The organism is Listeria goaensis, assembly GCF_900186125.1.
In the GTDB taxonomy this organism is placed as follows: Bacteria; Bacillota; Bacilli; order Lactobacillales; family Listeriaceae; genus Listeria; species Listeria goaensis.
Genome location: NZ_FYBQ01000002.1, coordinates 279,042 through 300,119 on the forward strand (window position 1 = coordinate 279,042; position 21,078 = coordinate 300,119).

The 21,078-nt window shown below is 39.2% G+C and carries 20 protein-coding genes; 6 read left to right on the forward strand and 14 right to left on the reverse strand.

Annotated elements, in window-relative coordinates:
• Nucleotides 1–81: 81 nt before the first annotated feature.
• The gene (locus CFT42_RS03905) at nucleotides 82–1,035 is read right to left on the reverse strand and encodes a DUF4822 domain-containing protein (protein ID WP_088815416.1); all 954 of its coding nucleotides are present in this window, start codon (nucleotides 1,033–1,035) and stop codon (nucleotides 82–84) included.
• 120 nt (nucleotides 1,036–1,155) lie between these two features.
• On the reverse strand, nucleotides 1,156–2,247 hold the full coding sequence (locus CFT42_RS03910) for a glucosaminidase domain-containing protein (protein WP_088809321.1): 1,092 nt from the start codon (nucleotides 2,245–2,247) through the stop codon (nucleotides 1,156–1,158).
• Between the two features lie 286 nt (nucleotides 2,248–2,533).
• On the opposite strand from CFT42_RS03910, the gene CFT42_RS03915 reads away from it, so the two are divergent.
• On the forward strand, nucleotides 2,534–2,722 hold the full coding sequence (locus tag CFT42_RS03915) for a YjzD family protein (protein WP_007474606.1): 189 nt from the start codon (nucleotides 2,534–2,536) through the stop codon (nucleotides 2,720–2,722).
• A 30-nt stretch (nucleotides 2,723–2,752) separates the two neighbouring features.
• Here CFT42_RS03915 and gpmA read toward each other — a convergent pair whose 3' ends face one another.
• The 7 genes from gpmA to hemE form a co-directional block, all read right to left on the reverse strand.
• Nucleotides 2,753–3,442 (reverse strand): 2,3-diphosphoglycerate-dependent phosphoglycerate mutase, encoded by a 690-nt coding sequence (gene gpmA, locus CFT42_RS03920; protein WP_088809322.1) that lies wholly within the window; start codon nucleotides 3,440–3,442, stop codon nucleotides 2,753–2,755.
• 180 nt (nucleotides 3,443–3,622) lie between these two features.
• Nucleotides 3,623–6,223, reverse strand: coding sequence for an ATP-dependent chaperone ClpB (gene clpB / locus CFT42_RS03925; protein WP_088809323.1), 2,601 nt, complete (start codon nucleotides 6,221–6,223; stop codon nucleotides 3,623–3,625).
• Between the two features lie 139 nt (nucleotides 6,224–6,362).
• Entirely contained in the window at nucleotides 6,363–7,034 is a 672-nt protein-coding gene (locus CFT42_RS03930) for a Bax inhibitor-1/YccA family protein (RefSeq protein ID WP_088809324.1), read from the reverse strand.
• 99 nt (nucleotides 7,035–7,133) lie between these two features.
• Nucleotides 7,134–7,922: a GNAT family N-acetyltransferase gene (locus CFT42_RS03935; protein ID WP_088809325.1), complete on the reverse strand. Its 789-nt coding sequence runs from the start codon at nucleotides 7,920–7,922 to the stop codon at nucleotides 7,134–7,136.
• A 166-nt stretch (nucleotides 7,923–8,088) separates the two neighbouring features.
• Nucleotides 8,089–8,436 (reverse strand): hypothetical protein, encoded by a 348-nt coding sequence (locus CFT42_RS03940; protein ID WP_088809326.1) that lies wholly within the window; start codon nucleotides 8,434–8,436, stop codon nucleotides 8,089–8,091.
• Between the two features lie 143 nt (nucleotides 8,437–8,579).
• The gene (hemH, locus tag CFT42_RS03945; RefSeq protein WP_088809327.1) at nucleotides 8,580–9,515 is read right to left on the reverse strand and encodes a ferrochelatase; all 936 of its coding nucleotides are present in this window, start codon (nucleotides 9,513–9,515) and stop codon (nucleotides 8,580–8,582) included.
• Nucleotides 9,509–10,570, reverse strand: a complete 1,062-nt coding sequence (gene hemE / locus CFT42_RS03950; RefSeq protein WP_088815417.1) for a uroporphyrinogen decarboxylase — start codon at nucleotides 10,568–10,570, stop codon at nucleotides 9,509–9,511. The genes hemH and hemE overlap by 7 nt, the downstream gene beginning before the upstream one ends.
• 162 nt (nucleotides 10,571–10,732) lie before the next feature.
• Between hemE and CFT42_RS03955 the strand changes: the two genes are divergently transcribed.
• Nucleotides 10,733–11,236, forward strand: coding sequence for an antibiotic biosynthesis monooxygenase family protein (locus tag CFT42_RS03955; RefSeq protein WP_088809329.1), 504 nt, complete (start codon nucleotides 10,733–10,735; stop codon nucleotides 11,234–11,236).
• Between the two features lie 163 nt (nucleotides 11,237–11,399).
• On the opposite strand, the gene CFT42_RS03960 is transcribed toward CFT42_RS03955, so the two are convergent.
• Together CFT42_RS03960 and CFT42_RS03965 are read right to left on the reverse strand one after the other, a co-directional pair.
• Nucleotides 11,400–12,623, reverse strand: a complete 1,224-nt coding sequence (locus CFT42_RS03960) for an ABC transporter permease (protein WP_088815418.1) — start codon at nucleotides 12,621–12,623, stop codon at nucleotides 11,400–11,402.
• Entirely contained in the window at nucleotides 12,607–13,359 is a 753-nt protein-coding gene (locus CFT42_RS03965) for an ABC transporter ATP-binding protein (protein ID WP_088815419.1), read from the reverse strand. The genes CFT42_RS03960 and CFT42_RS03965 overlap by 17 nt, the downstream gene beginning before the upstream one ends.
• A 180-nt stretch (nucleotides 13,360–13,539) precedes the next feature.
• Here CFT42_RS03965 and CFT42_RS03970 point away from each other — a divergent pair, with 180 nt between their 5' ends.
• The 4 genes from CFT42_RS03970 (at nucleotide 13,540) to CFT42_RS03985 (ending at nucleotide 16,070) form a co-directional block, all read left to right on the forward strand.
• Nucleotides 13,540–13,968, forward strand: coding sequence for an HIT family protein (locus CFT42_RS03970; protein WP_088809332.1), 429 nt, complete (start codon nucleotides 13,540–13,542; stop codon nucleotides 13,966–13,968).
• 34 nt (nucleotides 13,969–14,002) lie between these two features.
• Nucleotides 14,003–14,365: a YtxH domain-containing protein gene (locus CFT42_RS03975; RefSeq protein WP_088809333.1), complete on the forward strand. Its 363-nt coding sequence runs from the start codon at nucleotides 14,003–14,005 to the stop codon at nucleotides 14,363–14,365.
• 154 nt (nucleotides 14,366–14,519) lie between these two features.
• Nucleotides 14,520–15,059 (forward strand): DUF3267 domain-containing protein, encoded by a 540-nt coding sequence (locus CFT42_RS03980; protein WP_088809334.1) that lies wholly within the window; start codon nucleotides 14,520–14,522, stop codon nucleotides 15,057–15,059.
• A 132-nt stretch (nucleotides 15,060–15,191) separates the two neighbouring features.
• Complete coding sequence (locus CFT42_RS03985) at nucleotides 15,192–16,070, forward strand: peptidylprolyl isomerase (RefSeq protein ID WP_088809456.1); 879 nt, start codon at nucleotides 15,192–15,194, stop codon at nucleotides 16,068–16,070.
• Nucleotides 16,071–16,106: 36 nt separating this feature from the next.
• Here CFT42_RS03985 and yhaM read toward each other — a convergent pair whose 3' ends face one another.
• From yhaM to CFT42_RS04000, 3 genes are read right to left on the reverse strand one after another with little or no spacing between them, the layout of a single operon-like run.
• A complete protein-coding gene (gene yhaM / locus CFT42_RS03990; RefSeq protein ID WP_088815420.1) occupies nucleotides 16,107–17,054 on the reverse strand; it encodes a 3'-5' exoribonuclease YhaM in 948 nt (315 codons plus the stop codon).
• A gap of 38 nt (nucleotides 17,055–17,092) precedes the next feature.
• Entirely contained in the window at nucleotides 17,093–19,798 is a 2,706-nt protein-coding gene (locus tag CFT42_RS03995; protein ID WP_088815421.1) for an ATP-binding protein, read from the reverse strand.
• Nucleotides 19,795–21,015 (reverse strand): metallophosphoesterase family protein, encoded by a 1,221-nt coding sequence (locus CFT42_RS04000; RefSeq protein WP_088815422.1) that lies wholly within the window; start codon nucleotides 21,013–21,015, stop codon nucleotides 19,795–19,797. The genes CFT42_RS03995 and CFT42_RS04000 overlap by 4 nt, the downstream gene beginning before the upstream one ends.
• Between the last annotated feature and the right edge of the window lie 63 nt (nucleotides 21,016–21,078).

Sequence of the window (21,078 nt, forward strand, 5' to 3'; positions counted from 1 at the left end):
ACAGATATTAGTCCGATTAGCAATTTTATTGTTTTTTTATGTAAAAAACCCCCAGCACAAAAACTGTACTAGGGGAATAAATTAGAAACTAAATTTCGGATTTAATTGTCCTTTATAAGGCTCATGTTCCACAAAAACAACAACATCATTTCCTGCTGCATCTTTGCCGATTCGTTTATACGTAAATTTATTTGGATTTAGTTCTGTAAGTTCAAGTGCGGCGCCGTATTTATTTGTTCCAATTGAAACGTGCGCGCGAATTTTATTGCCATGTAAAACGTCAAAGTAGCCATAGTCCATCCGACTTTCACCCGTTTGCAAGTTGTAAAATTCATATTTATTCGTCTTGCTATCAAATTTTGCTAAGCTAATGAAGTTCCGATTTTGAGCCGTCACATCATTTCCTTTTTCATCTAAAACTTTTGTGCCATTCCAAAGCCGGTTTCCTAAAATTTTATCTCCGTCAACATATTTCATAATTTTTCCAGTTTGCGAATTCAATTGTTTGTCCGGCTGTGTAAATTGTAAATCTTTGCCTTTATACGGAATGTGCTCCACGTATACTTCTACGTCTTTGCCCGCTTTATCTTTTCCCATGCGTTTATAAGTGAAAATATCGCGATTGATTTTTTCCATCTCGACAACCGCTTGATAGTTTAACGTTTCCGAAATTAAAACGCGTTTTTTACCATCATTGGTTACAAAGAAAGTTCCCGCATCATTTCTTGACTCCCCGGTTTTAGCATCAAAGAACTCGTAGCGTCCAGTTTCAGACTCGTATTTTGCTAAGCCGATAAAGTTTTGATTTTCTGCTGTCAGGTCATTCCCCTTTTTATCATAAACTTTCGTGCCTTGCCAGTTGATGCTCCCGAGTATTTGCGTTGCTTTTTCCCCAGAAACATACTTTTTCTTTTGTTCATATTTCTTTGCTTCGACATTTTTCGCCTCACCGTAAGTAGTTTGCCCGTATGCTGTTGTGAATAACACCGCTCCGCCGAGCAGAAATGCCCCCATTATTTTTACTTGTTTATTCATTATTTTTTCCTCCTTTGTTAATTTCTATCGTCATCTTACCGAAAGAAACTAAACTCCAACTAAAGAAAAAATAAACTTTTTATGAACAAAAAAATCGCACTAGGCGATTTTTTTAACTATCTATTTATTAGGGTTGTTGTCGGAAAAACCAGGCGCTTTTGACCAGCCGACCGATTTACCATCTTTGTCAGTGATGCGATACCAATATTCATTGTTGACATCAGCGCGTTTATCGATAGTGACTTTCTTACCTTTTAAATCGTTAAGATTACCTTTTATTTGTGAGCTGTCTTCTACTGGATACGTATAAATTTTTTGGTCATTTTCAACGACATATTTTTTCATTTCTTTTTGCACTTCATTTTTTGGCGTATAGAAAATTTCTACTACATCTGTGTCCACGTAGCCAAGACGTTTGCCATTTTCAAAAATTTCATACCAGTCGCCACTTTCAGTTGTTACTTTCTTACCTAAACGTAAACTTTTCTCTTTATAAGCGGAAGCATTGGCTACTTTTTTTGCTCCTTTTGTCCCGTACGGGGAGGTCCAAATAGCGGCGTTTTTAGGATCTTCCATTTTTCCATAAGCGAGCACGTATTCTGATTTTTGAATCGAATCATAAATATCATCATATGCGGTTAAATTATAGCGTTCAATGGTTTGGATTAAAGTATTGGCATAGTTTGGATCTGTCGCATATCCAGCTTCTTGAATGGCTTTTGAAGCTTGTTTATAATCTGTTTCATTTAATACATCATGATAGAGGTAAGGATCGCTGCTGATTCCATTTACAAATAACATCGTATGATCTTCTACAGAGGCTGCTCTGCTCGGGTAAGAACGAAATGCCGCATCTGTTTTATAGGCCTCATCCCCGGCATATTCTGTTGTTTGCATGGTGATGGAATCACCATTATAAGAACCTTTAATCCCAAATAAATTATTCGCTTGCGTGGATAATCCACTGTTTCCCCAATTCGATTCTACGATAGCTTGGGCGATTGTGACGCTTGTTAACACACCATATTTTTTTTGTAGTTCTTGCGCTTTTGGTGCTATATCTTGAACAAATTGTTGCTGTGAAACTGTCATTCCTTGAAGTGACGCTGTTACACCCGATTTATCAGCAGCTTCCGCTTGTACAGTAGCAAACGGCAGTAAAGCAGAAGTAGCAATAACCGACGCTATAACAGCATGTTTAATTTTTTTCATCTTTCTTTATTGCACATCCTATTCTTTAAAGTTGTCTTGCTGTAAACCTCAATTGCAAAACTTAGTTTAACAGCTGTTTATTATAAAAAGATGTGAAAAATATAACAGTTTTATCACATCATGAATACACAACAAAAAAAGTATTGCTATCACACGCTTTTAACTGTTTTTCAGCTAAATGTTACAATCCAGTGACACTTTTTATTTGTGTCTTTGCTAAAACTGGAATAATTTGTTTCTTTATGCTAAAATTAACCAAGTAATAATGTGAATCGAGGTGTCCGCTATGCGTTATATCGTAACAATCATTTGGGTGTTTTTCCTTTCGATGATGGCTGAATTCGTACTTTCTTCCATGCTTTACGTGCCATTCGATTTCACTAGAGGACTTATTTTGACAGTTGGGATTTCATTTTTCGTACTTGTTATTCCACTTCTTATGCCAAAAGATAGCGAAATTTACGATATTAAATAAAAAGAAGCGTCCCGTTTGGGACGCTTCTTTTTATTTGTCGAGATAATATTTGTTTAGCGGTTGCAATTCATTATCCAGCTCATAAACAAGCGGAACGCCTGTTGGGATTTCGAGTTCCATAATGTCATCATCGCTAATGCCTTCTAGGAATTTCACGAGTGCGCGCAAACTGTTTCCGTGAGCAGCAATCACAACGCGATTTCCTGATTTAATTTCCGGCGCAATTGTGTCCATCCAGTACGGGATTACCCGTTCAAGCGTAACCTTCAAATTTTCCCCAGAAGGAATCGCATGTGTATCAAGAAGTTGATAGCGGCGATCGTTTTTAGCTTGGCGCTCGTCATTTTCTTCTAACAGCGGCGGCAACGTGTCATAGCTGCGACGCCATTTTTGCACCTGGTCGGCACCATATTTATCGGCTGTTTCTTGTTTATTCAATCCTTGTAAAGCCCCGTAATGCCGTTCATTTAAACGCCACGATTTATGTACGGGCACCCACATTTGATTTGACTCCTCTAAAGCAAAATTGAGCGTTTTAATCGCACGCGTTAAAACGGAGGTAAAGGCGACATCAAATTCTAGACCTGCTTCTTTAATGCGCTTTCCAGCAGTTTTTGCTTCCAAAATGCCTTCTTCGGATAAGTCCACATCATGCCAACCAGTAAACAAATTCAGTTTATTCCACTCACTTTGACCATGACGGATTAAAACTAATTTCATAACTTCATCATCCTCTCTACACCTACTATACACCTTAACACCAAAATTTTCCCTTTTTTAGTAGAAAATAAACCTTAAAAGCAGTTGGCTTACTCCTTTCAACTAAGCGACTCCTCGTTTTTTTATGATGTGAGTTGCTAAAAATAGCAAAGAAGTAGGAGCGGAAATCCGCTCCTACTTCTAATCCGTCACATTAAATGTAAATTCTCCGTCCACAAGTCCAATTTCAACAGTTGTATGCGGCATAACTGCGCCAGAAACAATTTCGCGTGCAAGCGGGGTTTCCACATGGCGAACTAAATAGCGTTTTAGTGGTCGCGCACCGTAAACTGGATCATAGGCCTCCTCGGCAACAAATTGTTTGGCTTCATCTGTCATCGAAATGTGAATTTCCTGCGCTTGTAGCCGCAGCTGTAACTGGGCAACCAGTTTCTCCACAATTCCTTTGACATTTTCTAGCGTAAGAGGTTTGAATAAAACAATGTCATCTACACGATTTAAAAATTCCGGCTTGAACGACGCTTGCAGCACCTTTTGCACATCTTGTTCGAGCTCAGCAGAAATTTCGCCATCTTCCGTGCGTTCAAGTAGCATCGTCGAACCGATGTTGCTCGTCATAATGATGACCGTATTTTTGAAGTCCACAAGTCTCCCTTGCGAATCTGTAATGCGACCATCGTCTAGCACTTGTAGCAAAATATTGAACACATCTGGATGCGCCTTTTCGATTTCATCTAGCAATACAATCGAATACGGATTACGCCGCACAGCTTCCGTCAATTGCCCGCCTTCCTCATAACCAACATAGCCAGGAGGCGCACCGACCAGCCTTGAAACCGCATGTTTCTCCATATATTCCGACATATCAATCCGAATCATATGCTCTTCCGAATCAAACATATTGTAAGCCAAAGCTTTCGCAAGCTCCGTCTTCCCAACACCCGTCGGCCCTAAGAAAATAAACGAACCAATTGGACGATTCGGATCTTTAATTCCAGCGCGCGCACGAAGCACTGCATCGCTGACTAAATCGACCGCATTGTCTTGCCCAATCACCTTTTCATGAAGTGCGTCCGCCAGTTTTAATAGCTTCTCTCGTTCGCCTTCAACAAGTTTTGTCACCGGAATACCCGTCCAGCGCCCAATAATTTCAGCAATTTCATTTTCCGTCACTTCTTCTTGAAGTAAACGCTCCTCATCTTGCGCCTTTGCATGATTTTCCGCTTCAAGTTGCGCTAATTCTTTTTCGAGTTCTGGAATCTTCCCGTGACGCAGTTCCGCCGCCTTCGCTAAATCATAATTATTTTCAGCCTCTTCAAGCGCGTGGCGAGCTGCATCAATTTGCTCACGCACTTCGCGAATTTTACCAATCTCACTTTTTTCAGATTCCCACTTTGATTTCATTTTGTTTGCTTCTTCTTTGTAGTCCGCTAATTCTTTTTGAAGCATTTCTAGGCGTCTAACACTTGCTGGGTCTTTTTCTTCTTTTAAAGCCGCCTCTTCAATTTCGAGTTGCATCACTTTACGTGTCACTTCGTCAAGCTCACTCGGCATCGAGTCAATCTCCACCCGAATTGTCGCACACGCCTCGTCAATCAGGTCAATCGCCTTATCTGGCAAGAAGCGGTCGGTAATATAGCGGTTCGAAAGTGTTGCGGCCGCTACAAGCGCGTTATCGTGAATATTAACCCCGTGGTGGATTTCAAATCGCTCCTTTAACCCCCGTAAAATCGAAACCGTATCCTCGACAGTCGGTTCGGGAACTAATACTTTTTGAAAGCGGCGCTCTAGTGCAGCATCTTTTTCGATGTACTGGCGATATTCATCAAGCGTTGTCGCGCCAATACAGTGGAGCTCGCCCCGCGCGAGCATCGGTTTCAGCATATTCCCAGCATCCATCGCCCCGTCCGTTTTGCCGGCCCCAACAATCGTATGAATTTCATCAATGAAAAGTAGGACTTGCCCTTCTGATTCCTTCACTTCTTGCAGAACCGCCTTCAAACGCTCCTCAAATTCCCCGCGGTATTTCGCGCCAGCAATGAGCGCCCCTAAATCAAGCGAAATAATCGTTTTATCTTTTAAGCCTTCTGGCACATCTTTGCGTACAATTCGCTGTGCAAGTCCTTCCACAATCGCCGTTTTCCCAACGCCTGGTTCCCCAATTAGAACCGGATTATTTTTCGTTTTCCGCGATAAAATCCGAATCACGTTACGAATTTCCGTATCGCGCCCAATAACCGGGTCAAGTTTCCCGCTGCGCACTTCCGCAACTAAATCCCGCCCGTATTTCGTTAAAGCCTCATAATTTTCTTCTGCATTTTGACTGGTCACACGCTTACCTCCTCGAATTTGCATCACCGCATCTAAAATCATTTTTTTATTTTTACCTTGTGACAAAATTTCCTCCGCCACAACCGTTTTCTTTTGATTCATTATCGCTAAAAGTAAATGTTCCGTTGAAATAAATTCATCATTCAACTCTTTTTCTTCTTTCTCAGCGTCCATCATTAACGTATAAAGCTCTTGAGTCATCGAACTCCCGTATTCAATGTTCGTTCCACTTACAACAGGAATTTTGTCTAAAGCATTCGTAAGCGTTTCGTTAAGCGCGTCCGCGCGGACTTCCGCGATGTCATACACACGTTTTGTAAAGTCGCTCTCATCTAGCAGCACTTTAAAAATATGCACCACATCAATCGCCTGATGCAAAGCACCTTGCGCCAATTTCTGCGCCTCCTCAATTGTCTCCTGAACTTGCGTTGTAAATTTTTGCATTTCCATCATATGGCCTCCTTTAAAATACACTTTGACCAAATTTGACCTTAATAATATTATAGGACGTTTGACCTTCTTTGTCCAATGAAATTATAACTTTTTTCAAAAAAACTCACCGAAGATATCCCCCGATGAGTTTTGACTATTAATCGCGTCCAGTGAACAATTGGAGCAAGTATAGAAATAGATTTAGAAAATCTAAATATAAGCTAAGTGCAAGCATTGGAACATCATCAAGCGTTACGTCTCGTTTCATAATTTGGTTGAAATCAAACAAAATGTAAAGCGAGAAAATTAATGTTCCTGCTCCCGCAATAATCATTGAGAATCCGCCTAGCGGCATAAACAATCCAAAAAGCGAGAATAGCACTAAAATAATTAGTCCCGCGAACAAAGCTTTCCCTAAAAAGTGTAAGTCAGTTTTCATTTTTGCTCCGACAAAGCCTAGTACTGTGAACGTAACCGATGCCGTCACAAAGGCAAGTAAAACGGCTGTTCCTGCGCCGGCGTTAAAATAATACGTTAACGTTGGGCCAAGCATCAGACCTGTTACGAAGGCAAAAGCAAGTAAAATTGGGAAGCCCCATGTTCGACTCAATTCTTTTTTCCTACGAACAACAATGGCCGCAATTAAAAGCGCAAATTCTAACACAACAAGTGGGATAAACCAAGCTGGATTAAGCGAGTTCCCCACTGCCGCCCCGAGTGTTGCAACTAGTAATGAAATCACGAACCAGTTTAATGTTTTTTGCATAATCACTTGCTTATTAGTCGCTTCTTCAGCGTGTATCCGTTCATTTTGTCTTACTTCACTCATCATAAATCTCTCCCGTCTTTAAACTCATAAAAAAAGTATAGCATATTTCCAAAGGAATCCCTATCAGACTTGCGTATGGTTTTCATATCGGACTATCCCTTATCTGTAAAGCGCAAAATCACTCACATCTTCAAAGCCAATTTTATGATAAATTTTTCCAGCAACCGGATTATCATAAAATAAACATGGCGTTTTACCTTCCGCAAGTAAATCACAACAAATTCGTTTCATCAGTGTACTCGCAAATCCGTTCCCTCTGTATGTATCAAGTGTTGCCACACCCGTAATCATCGCTGAAAAAGAATTCTCTGCTGACGATTCCACAACAGATACAACACGATTATCTTGTTCAATATAATAAATCCGTTTCGATCCTTGTTCTAATTGCCGAATAACAAGCTCCTCATTTTCCACGCGTTCACCAAATTCTTTAATCTCTGCGCGCATCGTAATAATTTCCGCAACATCTTCAGCTTTTGCCGACCGGATAATCACTTCACGATTCGCATTCATCATGCTCGCATTATTGCATTTTCCAAAGAAAGAATCATGACGCTTCTTGTTTAAATCTGGAATATACTTCTCAAATTGCTTCGTCACACGCGGAATCCCGCTAATATTAAAATTTTCATAACCTTTAATGATTTCCGCAAAACCTTGCGCATTGAAGTTTTCTGTTTTTGAATAAGGTAAGAAATTACGTTCAAACCGTAATAGACAAGCAATTAATTCAGAAGAATCTTCATTGTATTCGCCCCAAATGTCAATAATATCATTATCATAGCCGAAATTTTCGATATCTCCTAAAATAAACAAATTTAAAAGTGCTTCTGGTTTAAGTAGTTCGTTCAGTTCTTGTTCATTTGCTGATGTCAGTTTTTTAATCAAGTTCTTCCACTCCCTATCCAAAATAGCTCATCAAAAAGTGCTTTCATTTTAGTTGATAAATGAAAATTAGTCAACAAGTTGGACATAAAAGAGCCCTGTGCTAGCAATTATTTTAAAGCAAATAAAAACCCCTTATCTCAAATGAAATAAGGAGCTCTTGTCAATTTTATTCCCATTCGTAATGTATTTCGCCAATTTTCAGCATCAAACTTAAGGTGTTGAATTTTTCATCGCCAAGATGAAGTTTATTTTCGTCTTGGAATTTAATTGGTTCAGCCGCAATTTCCGCTTGATCTTTTTTAAAATAATTTACTTCTAATTGAAGTTTTTCGGTCATGTCGTGTATGTATTTATCAAATTTCTTTTGATTCCTCATCTTTCCAGTCATAACTGCCGTGATTGTATTTTGACTTACGCCAACTGCTTTCGCGAAAGTTCGTTTTGTATATCCATTCATCGTCATATAAAACGCTACATTATCAGCAATTCGTTTTTTCTCTTTTGTATTATTCATCATTTAAACCTCCTATGAACCTTAACCTTAATTCATTATGCCCCATAAAAATGAGAATCCGATTAAAAGTTTATAGTATTATGGTAAAAAAATCGAAAACGTTTTCATTTTTTAGAAACAAAAAGAGCACACTAAGTGCACTCTCAGAATTTCGCTTTATATTTATTCCAAACAACCGTTTTTAAGACTTCTAAAAACTCTGGATCCGCATTTGGCATTGGTGGACGATGATAAGTCGCACCTACTTCGTCTGTCACCACTTTACATTCATAATCATTGTCGTAAAGCACTTCAAGGTGCTCTGCAACAAAGCCAACTGGTGTGTAAATGAAATGTTTGTACGCTTTTTCCTTGTATAAATCGCGCGTTAAGTCTTGCACATCTGGCCCAAGCCATGGCTCGCCAGTTTTTCCTTCGCTTTGCCAGCCTAGCGCGTAATGCGGTACGTTTACTTTATCAAAAAGTAATTTTGCAGTTTCAGCTAATTGGTCAGGATACGGGTCGCCGTGCGCTTTAATTTTTTCAGGCAAGCTATGCGCGGAAACAATTAGAATGCTTTCATCTAGTTCGCTATTTGGGATTTCATTTGTCGCGGCGTTAATTCGGTCCGCCCACATTTGAATAAATTTCGGTTCCGTGTACCAGTCGTTAATGTTTCTAATGACCGGCCCGCCGAGCTTGTCTGCTGCATCTTGTGCGCGCTTATTGTACGCTCGGACGCTAAAGCTCGAGTAGTGCGGTGCTAAAACAATTGATATCGCCTCATCAATTCCGTCCTTACGCATCTTTGAAACAGCGTCCTCGATGAAAGGCTCAATATGCTTTAATCCAATATAAGCTTTGAACTGCACTTCCTCTTGAAACTCATTAAGCGTCCGTTCGAGACCATACGCTTGCTCCTCGGTTATTTTGGCAAGCGGCGATAAGCCACCGATTGCGTGATATCTGCCGCGCAAGTCCGAAACCATCTCATCTGTTGGCTTTCTTCCGTGCCGAATATCTGTGTAATAACGCTCGATATCTTCATCTTTATAAGGTGTTCCGTAAGCCATCACTAATAATCCAACTTGTTTCATGATTTTTTGTCACTCCCTAATAAAATTTTGCTACGTTCATGAATAAATCGCGTCAATTCTTTCAACATTTCGGGCTCAACATCAGGGAAAACACCATGACCCAGATTGAAAATGAAGCCCGGCTTTTTCGTTCCTTGCACGAGGATTTCATTCGTTTGCTCAAAACATTTTTCTTTTGCGAGAAGCATGGAAGGGTCTAAGTTCCCTTGTAATGCCATATTCGACAGCCTTTCTTGTGCTTCTTGTATCGTCATACGCCAATCAACACCAACAACATCTACTTGTAAATCGTTAAATTCATCTACAAGATGTGCCGCAGCGACCGCTTGCATAATGATTGGCACATCTGGATGCACCGCTTTCACTGTTCGAATGATTTCCTGCATCGTCGGTTTTATGTACTGCACATAATCGGCCCGACTGACTGCCCCGACCCAGGAATCGAAAATCTGGACGGCACTCGCTCCGGCTTCAATTTGGGCAATTAAATAGTCTGCTGTCATTTTTCCAAGTTTCTCCATAAATAAAAACCAGAGCGCTGGCTCACGATACATCAAACTTTTCGTTTTATGATAGCTTTTAGAAGGACCACCTTCTACCATGTAGCTTGCCAGTGTAAACGGCGCGCCTGAAAAACCAATGAGCGGCACAGTAAGTTGTTCCTCTGTTAATAACTTTATCGTGTCTAAAATATAAGGTACATCTGTCTGCGGCGAAAGCACGTCTAGCTTTTCAACATCTTGAATGGTCCGAATCGGATTATGGATGACAGGCCCAATCCCACTTTTGATTTCAACTTCGACGCCCATTCCGACGAGTGGCGTCATAATATCTTTATATAAAATTGCTGCATCTACACCATAATTTTCTACAGGAAGACGCGTCACATACGCACATAATTCTGGGTTATGCGTAATTTCAAAAAGCGAATACTTTTCTTTTAGTTTTCGATATTCCGGCTGAGAACGTCCAGCTTGTCGCATATACCAAACTGGTATCGTATCAACCGCTTCCTTTCTTGCAGCTCGTAAAAACAAGTCATTCTCGATTTTTTTCATCCCGTTGTCTGCCCCTCGCATATAATATTTTACAGTCCCACCCAAGAATACTAAAAATCATGTTTAAAACCAAACAAATTGCTTAAAGCTTGTTTAAAACTTTCTAAAGGTGGAAAATGAATTTCAGCAACATAATTTCAAAACAGAAAGCTGGTTAGGATCATGAAAAATATTTATATTACATCTGGAACGGAGCACTATTTGCGGCAAGTGCTGGCTGACCACCCAAATGAACCACTTATTCTTTTACAAAATTATAGTAATGCGGTTTTAATTGAAGAATCAAAAAATCCTACTGTTTTAAAGGAGGCTTCCACGTACCGTTTAATGCAATCTTACGGTGAAATAAAAGGTTTCGGTTCTGTAACCTTTGAATATATCATGGTACGTGATGAAGAGATTCCCATTTTTCTTAAGATGTATCAAAACATTGCTGCTATTTTAGCTGATACGGCAGGCTTACAATGTGTTCAGCTTGGACAATCAGTGACGCAAAACAAATACTTAATTTTGACGTTTTGGGATTCTGAACGGTATTACCAAGCGTGGAAAACAACGCCTCATCATGCGCAAGTAATTAAAGTGATGGAAAATAATAATACGCAAATTGGTTTTTCACATATTGATACGTATCATTTCCCTGAATTCTCGCATGACTCGAAATAAAATAAAGAAACGCGTTGTGAGCAGACCGCTCACAACGCGTTTCTTTATCAGACTGATGACAAACAGTTCTTGCCTCGGCTTTGCCTAAAATCTCACCATTTGTCAACAGTCTGATTATACGTGGTATGTTTTGCTTAAGTTTAGCGTTTTTCTACAAGCTACTTTATGCGTACATTTTCTTGACGCGAAATGGAATGTATAGGAAGGAAAAAATGGCAACAAAGGCCAAATTTGCACCTAAAATGACTAATCCTCCAATTGTGCCATTTTGAGCGACTCCAACAATTCCGAATAGAACTGCTTGGGCGACAAGCAAAATACGGACGAAGTGAATGAAACTTCGTGTTCGGTAAGCATCTTGAATTGGATAAAGTTGAAGCATCATTTGTCCATCAAAATGTTTGAGCATTGGAATAAACTGAAAACCAGTTAAATATAGAAAAAGTAAGGAAACGATAATATTAATATAGAAGCCTTGAATGAAAATGAGTAGCAATAGCGCGATTGCTACTAGGCGCGTGTACAATCCAATATATTCGTTTGTTCTTACAAAAGTCCTGCTGAATAAATAAGCGAATGTTTTGCGTTTCGCGTAGGGAATCGGTTTATATAAGAAATCCAAATAACTTCTTCGTCTGACTGTACCTTTCAGATGCGGCACATCTGTAAAGAGGTTGACTAGGCGATAGAAGCGGTTCATGCGCGCCTCTTCTTTTTCAATTAGATACTCCCAGCGCAGTGTTTTTCCTACTACTTTTAAGCGGATAAAATAAAAACTTCCTGCAAATAAGATGATGACAAGCGGGATTGCCCAAAATAGTGAAAAAGCTAGCAGCACATATAAACTAAATGCGTTGATTAAAACGCGGAAAAACATCCATGTGGTGTCAGGATTATCCAGCTTAGCCACTTCAAATTGAACATATGTGTTCCAAAATTTAATTCCGAGAATCATGATAAATAATGGCATAAAACGTGTGTAGCTATAGCCTGTTACCGCCACATACATTGGCATTGCAGCAAGTAAGACAATGGCAAATAGATAGCTTTGCATGAAAGCCGTTGTCCATTTTGTTTTTTGAAAGTAGCGATGCATTTCTTTTTCTTGAACAATTAAATATACAGCATCAGGTCGTTTTAAAAGCGTAGCGATACTACCAAAACAAACTGTGCATGTTAATAATACAACCATGAGCGGTACTGCTGGAAAACTAGGCGAGATATGTTTCACCCAATCAGCATAATAAAAAATACCCGCTCCTATACCAATGATTAACACGAAAAGCAGATGGTCGTTAAACATATAACGGAGATATTTATTTAACTCATCTGTATAAGAACTAAATCTTTCGCGAAAAAGTTCTAGGCTGTCAAATTTCTTCTTCATTGTTGTCTTCTTCCTTTGTTAATTGGACATAGATTTCATCCAGAGATGCTCCGCTCATCCCAAATTGTTCTTGCAACTCCTGAAGCGTCCCTTCTGCTCGTACTTCGCCGTGATGAAGAATGATAAAACTATCGCAATACTTTTCGGCTGTTGCCAAAATATGCGTTGACATTAAAATGCTCGCACCTTTATCACGCATTTCGCGAATCCAACCGAGCAAAGACTGGATTCCAAGCGGATCTAGACCGACAAATGGTTCATCGATAATATATAGTTTCGGCTCTACTAGGAAAGCAGACATAATCATCACCTTTTGTTTCATTCCTTTTGAAAAATGCGCCGGAAACCAATTTAATTTTTTTTCTAAACGAAATTCTTTTAAAAGTGGTGTCATTCGCGCTTCAAACTCTTCCTGCGTCAGGCCATAAGCCATTGCTGTAAGCTCTAAATGTTCGTGCAAAGTTAATTCTTCATATAATATCGGCGTTTCTGGAATATAGGAAAACTGTGAGCGATATTTTTCAACATTTTCCGTTAATTCGTGACCATTAATTCGAATTTGTCCTATTTTGGGTTGCATTAATCCGGTGATATGCTTTATTGTAGTACTCTTCCCCGCTCCGTTTAATCCAATGAGTCCAATAATTTGCTTTTCTTCAATTTCAAATGAAATATCTTTTAATACTGGTCGTTTCGTATAGCCACCAGTTAAGTGTTCTACTTCAAGTAAGGGCATTGTTTTAGAAGCCTCCTTAAATAATCTCAGTCTGTAATCTATTTTTTGCTTACTTTTAATAATAGCATATTTATAACTAAACTTCTCAATAATTATCTAGCCCTGAAACAAGCTTTTCCGATTTTTTTATGGTAAATTAGTATGTAGAAACAATTTAACTAACGAAAGGTGGTATTGCACGTGGAAGATTGTATTTTCTGCAAAATTATAAATGGGGATATTCCCTCTGCAAAAATCTATGAAGATGATGCCGTTTATGCCTTTTTAGATTTAGGACAAGTGACAAAAGGCCATACGCTTGTTGTTCCGAAAAAACATGCTCGCAACATGCTTGATTTAGATGAAGATACGGCTGCTCAACTTTTCAGACGTATTCCTAAAATCGCAAACGCTGTAAAAAATGTTTACAATGCGGATGGACTGAATATTTTAAATAACAATGAAGAAGTGGCTTCACAAACCGTCTTTCATTGCCACGTACATTTAATACCACGTTATTCAAAAAATAATGATGACTTCGGTCTTAAATGGAAAGAGAACTCAAATACATATACCCAGGAAGAATTTCTCGAACGCGCCGAAAAAATTAGCGCTTTAATAAATTTATAGTTTTGGGTACCTAACTTGCTAAGGAGTGATTATTTTGGATAAAAAATCTTTGATATTCGGTATACTCGCGGGAGCTGTTACCGGTGCTGCGACATCCATTTTATTTGCACCAAAATCCGGTCGCGAATTGCGTCAAAACATTGTAGAAAAATCTGGTGAAGCATCCGTTATTTTAAAAGAGCTTGCGTATAATGCGAATGAATTAATACAGTCCGTCCAAGTTTTAGGCACGGAAGGAAGCGCGCTTTTAAAAGATGTTTCAGGTGATATTATGGAATCTGTTTCAAAATGGAATGAAGAAATGGAACCAGAGAAAAAACGTTTAAAAGATGAAATTAAAGATATGCAAAAAACAATTTCTGACTTAGAAAAAACATTAAAAAAAGATACAAAGTAATGTTTATCTCCCTCTATCACTTGGTAGAGGGATTTTTCTGTCAATTTTTCGTCATAATTCTTCCATCAAATTTCTAAAAAGACTTGAAATACGAAGCCGGAGAGCATACAATACTATGGTATGTACGAAGATGAATATACTGGAGGACGTTAAAATGCGCTGCTTTAAATCTGTTAACACAGAGCGCCGTGATGAATATAATCGTGTTATTTTAAAAAGTGCGTTCATTTCATTTATCGCACTTTGCGTGTTATTTTTGGTTCACAATTTTTTAGTTTTTGATAATTTTGATACTACGTATAACTTGGCTTCTTTTTTAGGACTCGTTTTCATTTATCCTATTCATAAGGTGCTACATGTGGTAGCTTTATTCCGTTATCACTCTGGACTACAAATTGGTATTAAAAAGCATTTTTATATACTACCTTGTCTTCATGTTCGTATTAAACAAATTGTTCCACGAAAGCGATATATTTTTTCATTGCTTTTCCCGTTTCTTTTCATTCTATTTATCTTTTTTGGCATTGCGCTTTTGATTCCGATTTGGAATTCACCGGTATTTCTCATTTTACTATCGGTCCATATTGGAATGTGTTGTCCTGACTTTATTCACGTCAACCGTATACGCAAATGCCCGAAAAATTGCTATGTTGAGGATGGAAAACGTGGCTTTTCTATTTTAATCGCTGAGTAAGTGCAAAAATTCCATGAGAATACCATTAAATTTTTGACATATTCATAAATTATGGAATAAAATGTGTTATGATAGTATTCGTAAACAGGAGATATTTACAATCAACTAAGGAGAGTGTTTAGTTTAATGAAAATCAAAAAGAAAATGACATTAGGAATCGTTTCTGCAATGGCAGTAGTCGGTTTAACAGCCTGTGGTAATGGCGGCGATGTTGTCAAAACTGATAACGGGGACGTTACCAAAGATGAGCTTTACGAAGCAATGAAAGATAAATACGGCGATCAAATTGTTCAACAACTTACTTTCGAGAAAATTCTTGAAGATAAGTATAAAGTAACGGACAAAGAAGTTGATGCTGAAGTTCAAAAATACAAAGATCAATATGGCGATCAATTTGCAACAGTTCTTGCGCAAAGCGGTTTAACTGAAGAAAGCTTCAAAGAAAACATCAAGTACAACATGCTTGTAACAAAAGCTACTGAAGCAAACATTAAAACCGATGATAAAACGCTAAAAGAATACTACAAAACTTGGCAACCAGATATTACTGTAAGTCATATTCTTGTTGGTGATGAAAAAACTGCAAACGAAGTAGAGAAAAAACTTAAAGACGGTGCAAAATTCGCTGACTTAGCAAAAGAATACTCTACTGATACAGCAACAAAAGAAAATGGCGGTAAACTTGAGCCATTCGGTCCAGGAAAAATGGATCCTGCGTTTGAAAAAGCAGCTTATGCTCTTAAAAACAAAGGCGACGTCAGTGCTCCTGTAAAAACTCAATATGGTTACCACATTATCCAAATGGATGAACCAGCAAGCAAAACTACTTTTGAAAAAGATAAGAAACAAGTAAAAGATGCTTATGTAGCTTCTCAAATCAACCAAGAAAACATGCAAAAAGCGCTTAAAGATGTTTACAAAGACGCTGATGTGAAAATTGAAGACAAAGATTTGAAAGATGCATTTAAAGATTATTCATCTTCTAAATCTAGCGACGACTCTAAAAAATAAAAGCAAAAAGGATAGCCTAAAATTAGGCTATCCTTTTTATTTATCATCGAAAGTTGGACGATAAAAAGCACGGTTATCCAAGCCGAAGATTCGTTCTGAAAATTCTCCTGGTTTTGTATGGCGTAGTGCTTTCTCCATCATGTTCATTGAAGCGTCCATCAAATCAATTTGATGCAAAATTTCCGCTTCTCGGACAAGTGGTGGCTTAGGGCTTCCCCACTCCCCTTTACCATGATGAGCAAGTAGAATATGTTTTAAAACAACTACTTCTTCCCCGTCAATATGCAATTCCTCAGCCATTTTACTCACTTCTTCTACGACAATCGAGATGTGCCCAATCAAATTGCCTTCTATCGTATACGTTGTGGAAACAGGCCCAGACAATTCAATAACTTTTCCCAAATCGTGTAAAATAACTCCTGCATAAAGCAAATCGCGATTAACACTTGGATAAAGGTCACTAATGGATTTGGCGAGTCTCAGCATGGAAACGACATGGTAACTTAAACCTGATACAAACTCATGGTGGTGTCGAACCGCCGCAGGATAATCATAAAACTTATCCTGATATTTTTTTAAAAGCGAACGCGTGATGCGTTGTAAATTGGCATTTTTCATTTCAAAAATATATTGTGTAATCTCTTCGGCCATTTCATCTTTATTAACTGGGGCCGTTTCCATAAATTCGCCTGCGCTCACATTGTCTAAAGGGCTCGCCTGACGAATTTGACGGATTTTGAGCTGCTTTCTTCCGCGATAATTTTGAATATCACCTGCAATGTGAACGATATGTTCTGCTGCATAAGCCGCTTCATCGTTTTCTGACACATCCCAAAGTTTTGCTTCAAGTTCTCCAGATTTATCTTGCAAGACAAGGCTCAGGAATGGTTTCCCGTTGCTTGCCGTTCCTTTCACACTGGATTTTATGAGTAAAAACAACTCTATGCTCTCGCCGACATCAAATTCTAATAATTTTCTTTCCAATCATTTCGCCTACTTTCCGTCTATGCATTTTCTTATGTTTAGTATAGCATGAGTCTATCGTTAGGTGAAAAATATTTGCTAGTTTCCTCATGACACGTAAAGAAAATAACTTGATTGCTCGTTTTTTTATAGCGCAGAAGTTCCATCATTAAATCGAGACGCGACTGATCAAAATTAACAAAGCCATCATCAATCAGAATAGGGAATGGATATTCATCAGCTATCGTTTCAACTAAAGCAAAACGTAGTGATAAGTAAAGTTGCTCTTTTGTCGCTTGACTGAGTTCTTCTGGCGAAAACATCACTTGTTCAGTATTTTCAACACGTATGCGATTATTTTCAAAATAAATCCGCTTATATCTTTCGTGCGTTAACTTTTCAAAATAAGTCGAAGCAAATTGCAAAGCTTTCGGAAATTTTTCTTCTTGTAAGTGGACAACTGTTTGCTTCAACACTTCATGCGCGGTCTTTAAAACAAACCACTCTTCCGCAAGTTCCGTTAAATCCGTTTGCGCTAAATAAAACAGCTGTTTTTGTTCTGCATACAGACCACCTTCTTCAAGTCGTTCAATTTCGTGTTTCAATTCGGCACGTTGCCGCTCAAATTCGCGCGATTCTGCTTCTAAATTGGCGATTTTTTGCTTCACCAAAAATTCTTGCTCCTTCAGCTTAGAAAGTTCATCATAGCCCGCAAAATTTTCCCGTGCCGGCAATTCGGCTTCTAAAAGCAGTAACCGTGCTTTGGCCTCTTGATGCACTTGCGCTTCAAGCCCCTTTTGTCTAAAATCGTCCTCTGAATGCGCGCCGGCTTGCGCCATCAAGTTGCTTTTTTCCAGTTTTAAGTCCCGCAAATCACGTTCAAGCAAATCAATTTGGTTTGCAAGCTGGTCTAATTTTTCCTCACGCTTCGCAAAATCCGTTTGATTTTCCCGATATGAAATTAAGCTTTGCCGCAAATATGCTACGCGCTCTTCAGGCGAGGTCGCATCGCCAGGCAGGGCGAATAAATTAGCTTCCCAGTCCTTGATGAATTTTTCTTTTTCGACTAATTGGCGTTTGATGTCCACTAATCTGTTTTGCAATTCAATTTGTGCTTTCAGTTCGGCCATATCTACTGAAAAATCATTTTTAGGTGGCATATCCCATTTTTTATAGAGCAAAGCTTGTTTTTGTTCTAAATATGCTTTTTTCTCTGATTTTTCTTGAAGAATCATTTCGCTCTGTGCTTTTTTATGGGCGATGCCGTCCATTTTCACATACAATTGCTGCCATTTGTTGCGGTATTTTTTCTGCTCTTCATAAATGAACTGCGCCTCCACATTTTGCGCTGGCCTTTTCATATAGAAAAAAAGCGAGCTTGCAGCGAATAAAACGGCCAGTCCATACAGCCAAAACGAGGAAAACACCATGGCTAGCACGACAGAAAACAGTGTCAAAATCATGGAAGTCGGCCACAAAAATTCACGCCATTTGTTCGTATTTTTGTGGTTCGCGCTTTCTTTCCATTTTTCAGCCGGCCACATTACTTCTTCCAGTGCATCAATTTCTTCTTGCACACCATCTTCTTCTTTTTGGAGAAAAGCGCGTGTTAATTCTTCCGTTTTAACATCATTGTCCAGCTTTTCCTGCTCGCGACTAATTTGTTTTACTTCTTGATCAGTTTCAGCCGTCCAATGAAGTGGCAGCTCATCAAATTCCATTGTCACCTGTTCCAATTGTTTCCGCTCTTCAAATTGCAGCTCTAAAAATGCCGCTTTGCGTTCCTGATAAATCGGCCACATTTCAAGTTGCGATTCAATCTGGCCAATTTGTGATTTATCCGCAATCGCTCCGTTTTGAATCCCGCTGTCTTCCAGCACTTTTTTACGCACTTTCAGTTGTAATAATTCATTTTCGCGTTCGCGTATCCGATTTAGAAAGTGCTCTAAACGAATATTTCCATCTACTGGAAATTCATCTGCTGCCGGTTTGATTTTCTCTTGTAAGGATTGCCACTCCGTATAAACCGGCCATTTTTCCTTCATCCATTCAAGTTTTGAAAGTTCGCCTGTCAACGTTTTGCGTTCGTTAAATCTTTCCGCCGATGCATCGTCTAGCTCTGTCAATTTCGCAAGTAGCTTGGCGTAATTATCATTGTTTTGCTTGGCCGAAAGATAGGATTCATGCACTTTATTTGTCGCTTGAATCGCTTGGTTGATTTGCGGATTCCGTCCATTTGGCTTAAACAAGAGTTCCATTTGCTTTTCAAGTTGCAAAAGCGCCTGTAAAAGCGTATCCGAACCGGCAGTTCCCGCTACTAGCAGCTGCTTTTCAAACTCAGCTTGTTTCATTTGCTGAACGTGTTGCAAACCGTGAATATCAAAAGAAAAAATCGCTTCGTACGTTTGACGATCCATCTCGCCTAAAATCTCCGCTAGCTTCTCCTCGCCAAACACGTCACCGTTTTCGAGTTGAACCGTTACGTCCCCCGTCGCTTTTCCGCGCAACCGTTCAACCGTGACAACGCCAAGTTTCGTGTCAGCAAGCGTTAATTTCCCACCGTATGGCCCTTTATTTTTTGGCTCCATACGCGGAATCGAACTTTGCTTTGTCGGAAATCCAAATAAAACGCTATGAATAAAAGCCATAATCGTAGACTTGCCAGCTTCGTTGCCGCCGTAAACAAGTTGGAAATCTGCTAAATCCGAAAACGTCACATTCGACCATTTTCCGTAACCTAAAATCGCAATGGCAGTTATTTTCATTTGCGCTCTCCCTCCACCTGATTTAGGATTTCATCTACTTTTTTGGTCGCCTGTAACACAATTTGGGCACGCTTATCTTCCGTTATATCTGGCAAAAATTTTCTGATGCCATTATGAAAATAGAGCGGCTCAACATTTTTGAAAAAAGCCTCTTCCTCGCTTAACTCCGCCGCTGAACGCGTCAATTCACCCTGCAAAATCCCTTCATGGAACCAATCTTTAGACAAACCTTTTTTTGTCATAAAGCTTAGACGATTCACCCATACAAAAGGCGTTTCATTAGCGCGACCGTCTTGCAACATGGGCAGCCATTCTTCGTGCGCAATGTTTTGATTAATCGAGACGTCAATGTCCAAAATATAAGAAGCCTCACGATTTTCAAATTCCAAAAGAACATCTTCTAATTTGCGAAAAAGGCTGTTATTCGTTACCTCTTCCTTAAATTCTAGGCGAATTTGTTCCCAAATAATTGGTGCCGTTTGAAAAAAATCAAATTGCACGCCAAATTCGTTTAACGTAACAATTGTGCCACCTTTTTCGCCAGCTTCTTTCCGATTTCGGCCTTGAATAACGCCCGGATAATATACGCCTGGGTTTTTAGACAAAATCTCGCGTTTATGAATGTGCCCAAGCGCCCAGTAGTCAAATCCTTTTCGAGTAATTTCTTCCAAACGAAACGGTGCATACACATCGTGCTCGCTCGATTTCGTAAGCTCCGACCCGTGTAACATCGCAATATGAAAATCCGCATCGCCACTTGTTTGATAAAGAGCCGTCTTATTTTCTAATACATGCCGCGCTGGGTAACTAAAGCCGTATATTTTTACTTTTTTGTCGCCATCTTGCCAAACCATATCGCTTACTTCCTCGAAAAACGTGTGCACATTTTCAGGCAAGGCAATTAAATCTTTTCCTTTTTCTAAAAAATCATGGTTTCCGTGAATAAGGAACACGTCAATTTTGGCTTCTTCCAGCCGTTTCATCTCTTTGTAAAATTGAACTTGCGCCTTAATACTGCGGTCTTCCTTATCATAAATATCGCCTGCAATTAGGACAAAATCCACTTGTTCGGCTACCGCCCGCCTGATTGTTTCTTGAAATGAACGATAGCTCGCTTCTTTAATTTGTTCGTAAATCGGCTTAGGAAGGGACTTCAAACCGACAAAAGGACTGTCTAAATGCAAATCTGCAATATGTAAAAATTTTACTTCTTTCATTTTTATCCACCTCCTAAAAACGAATGTATGTTCTAATTATACCGAGAATGACTTTTTTTCGCA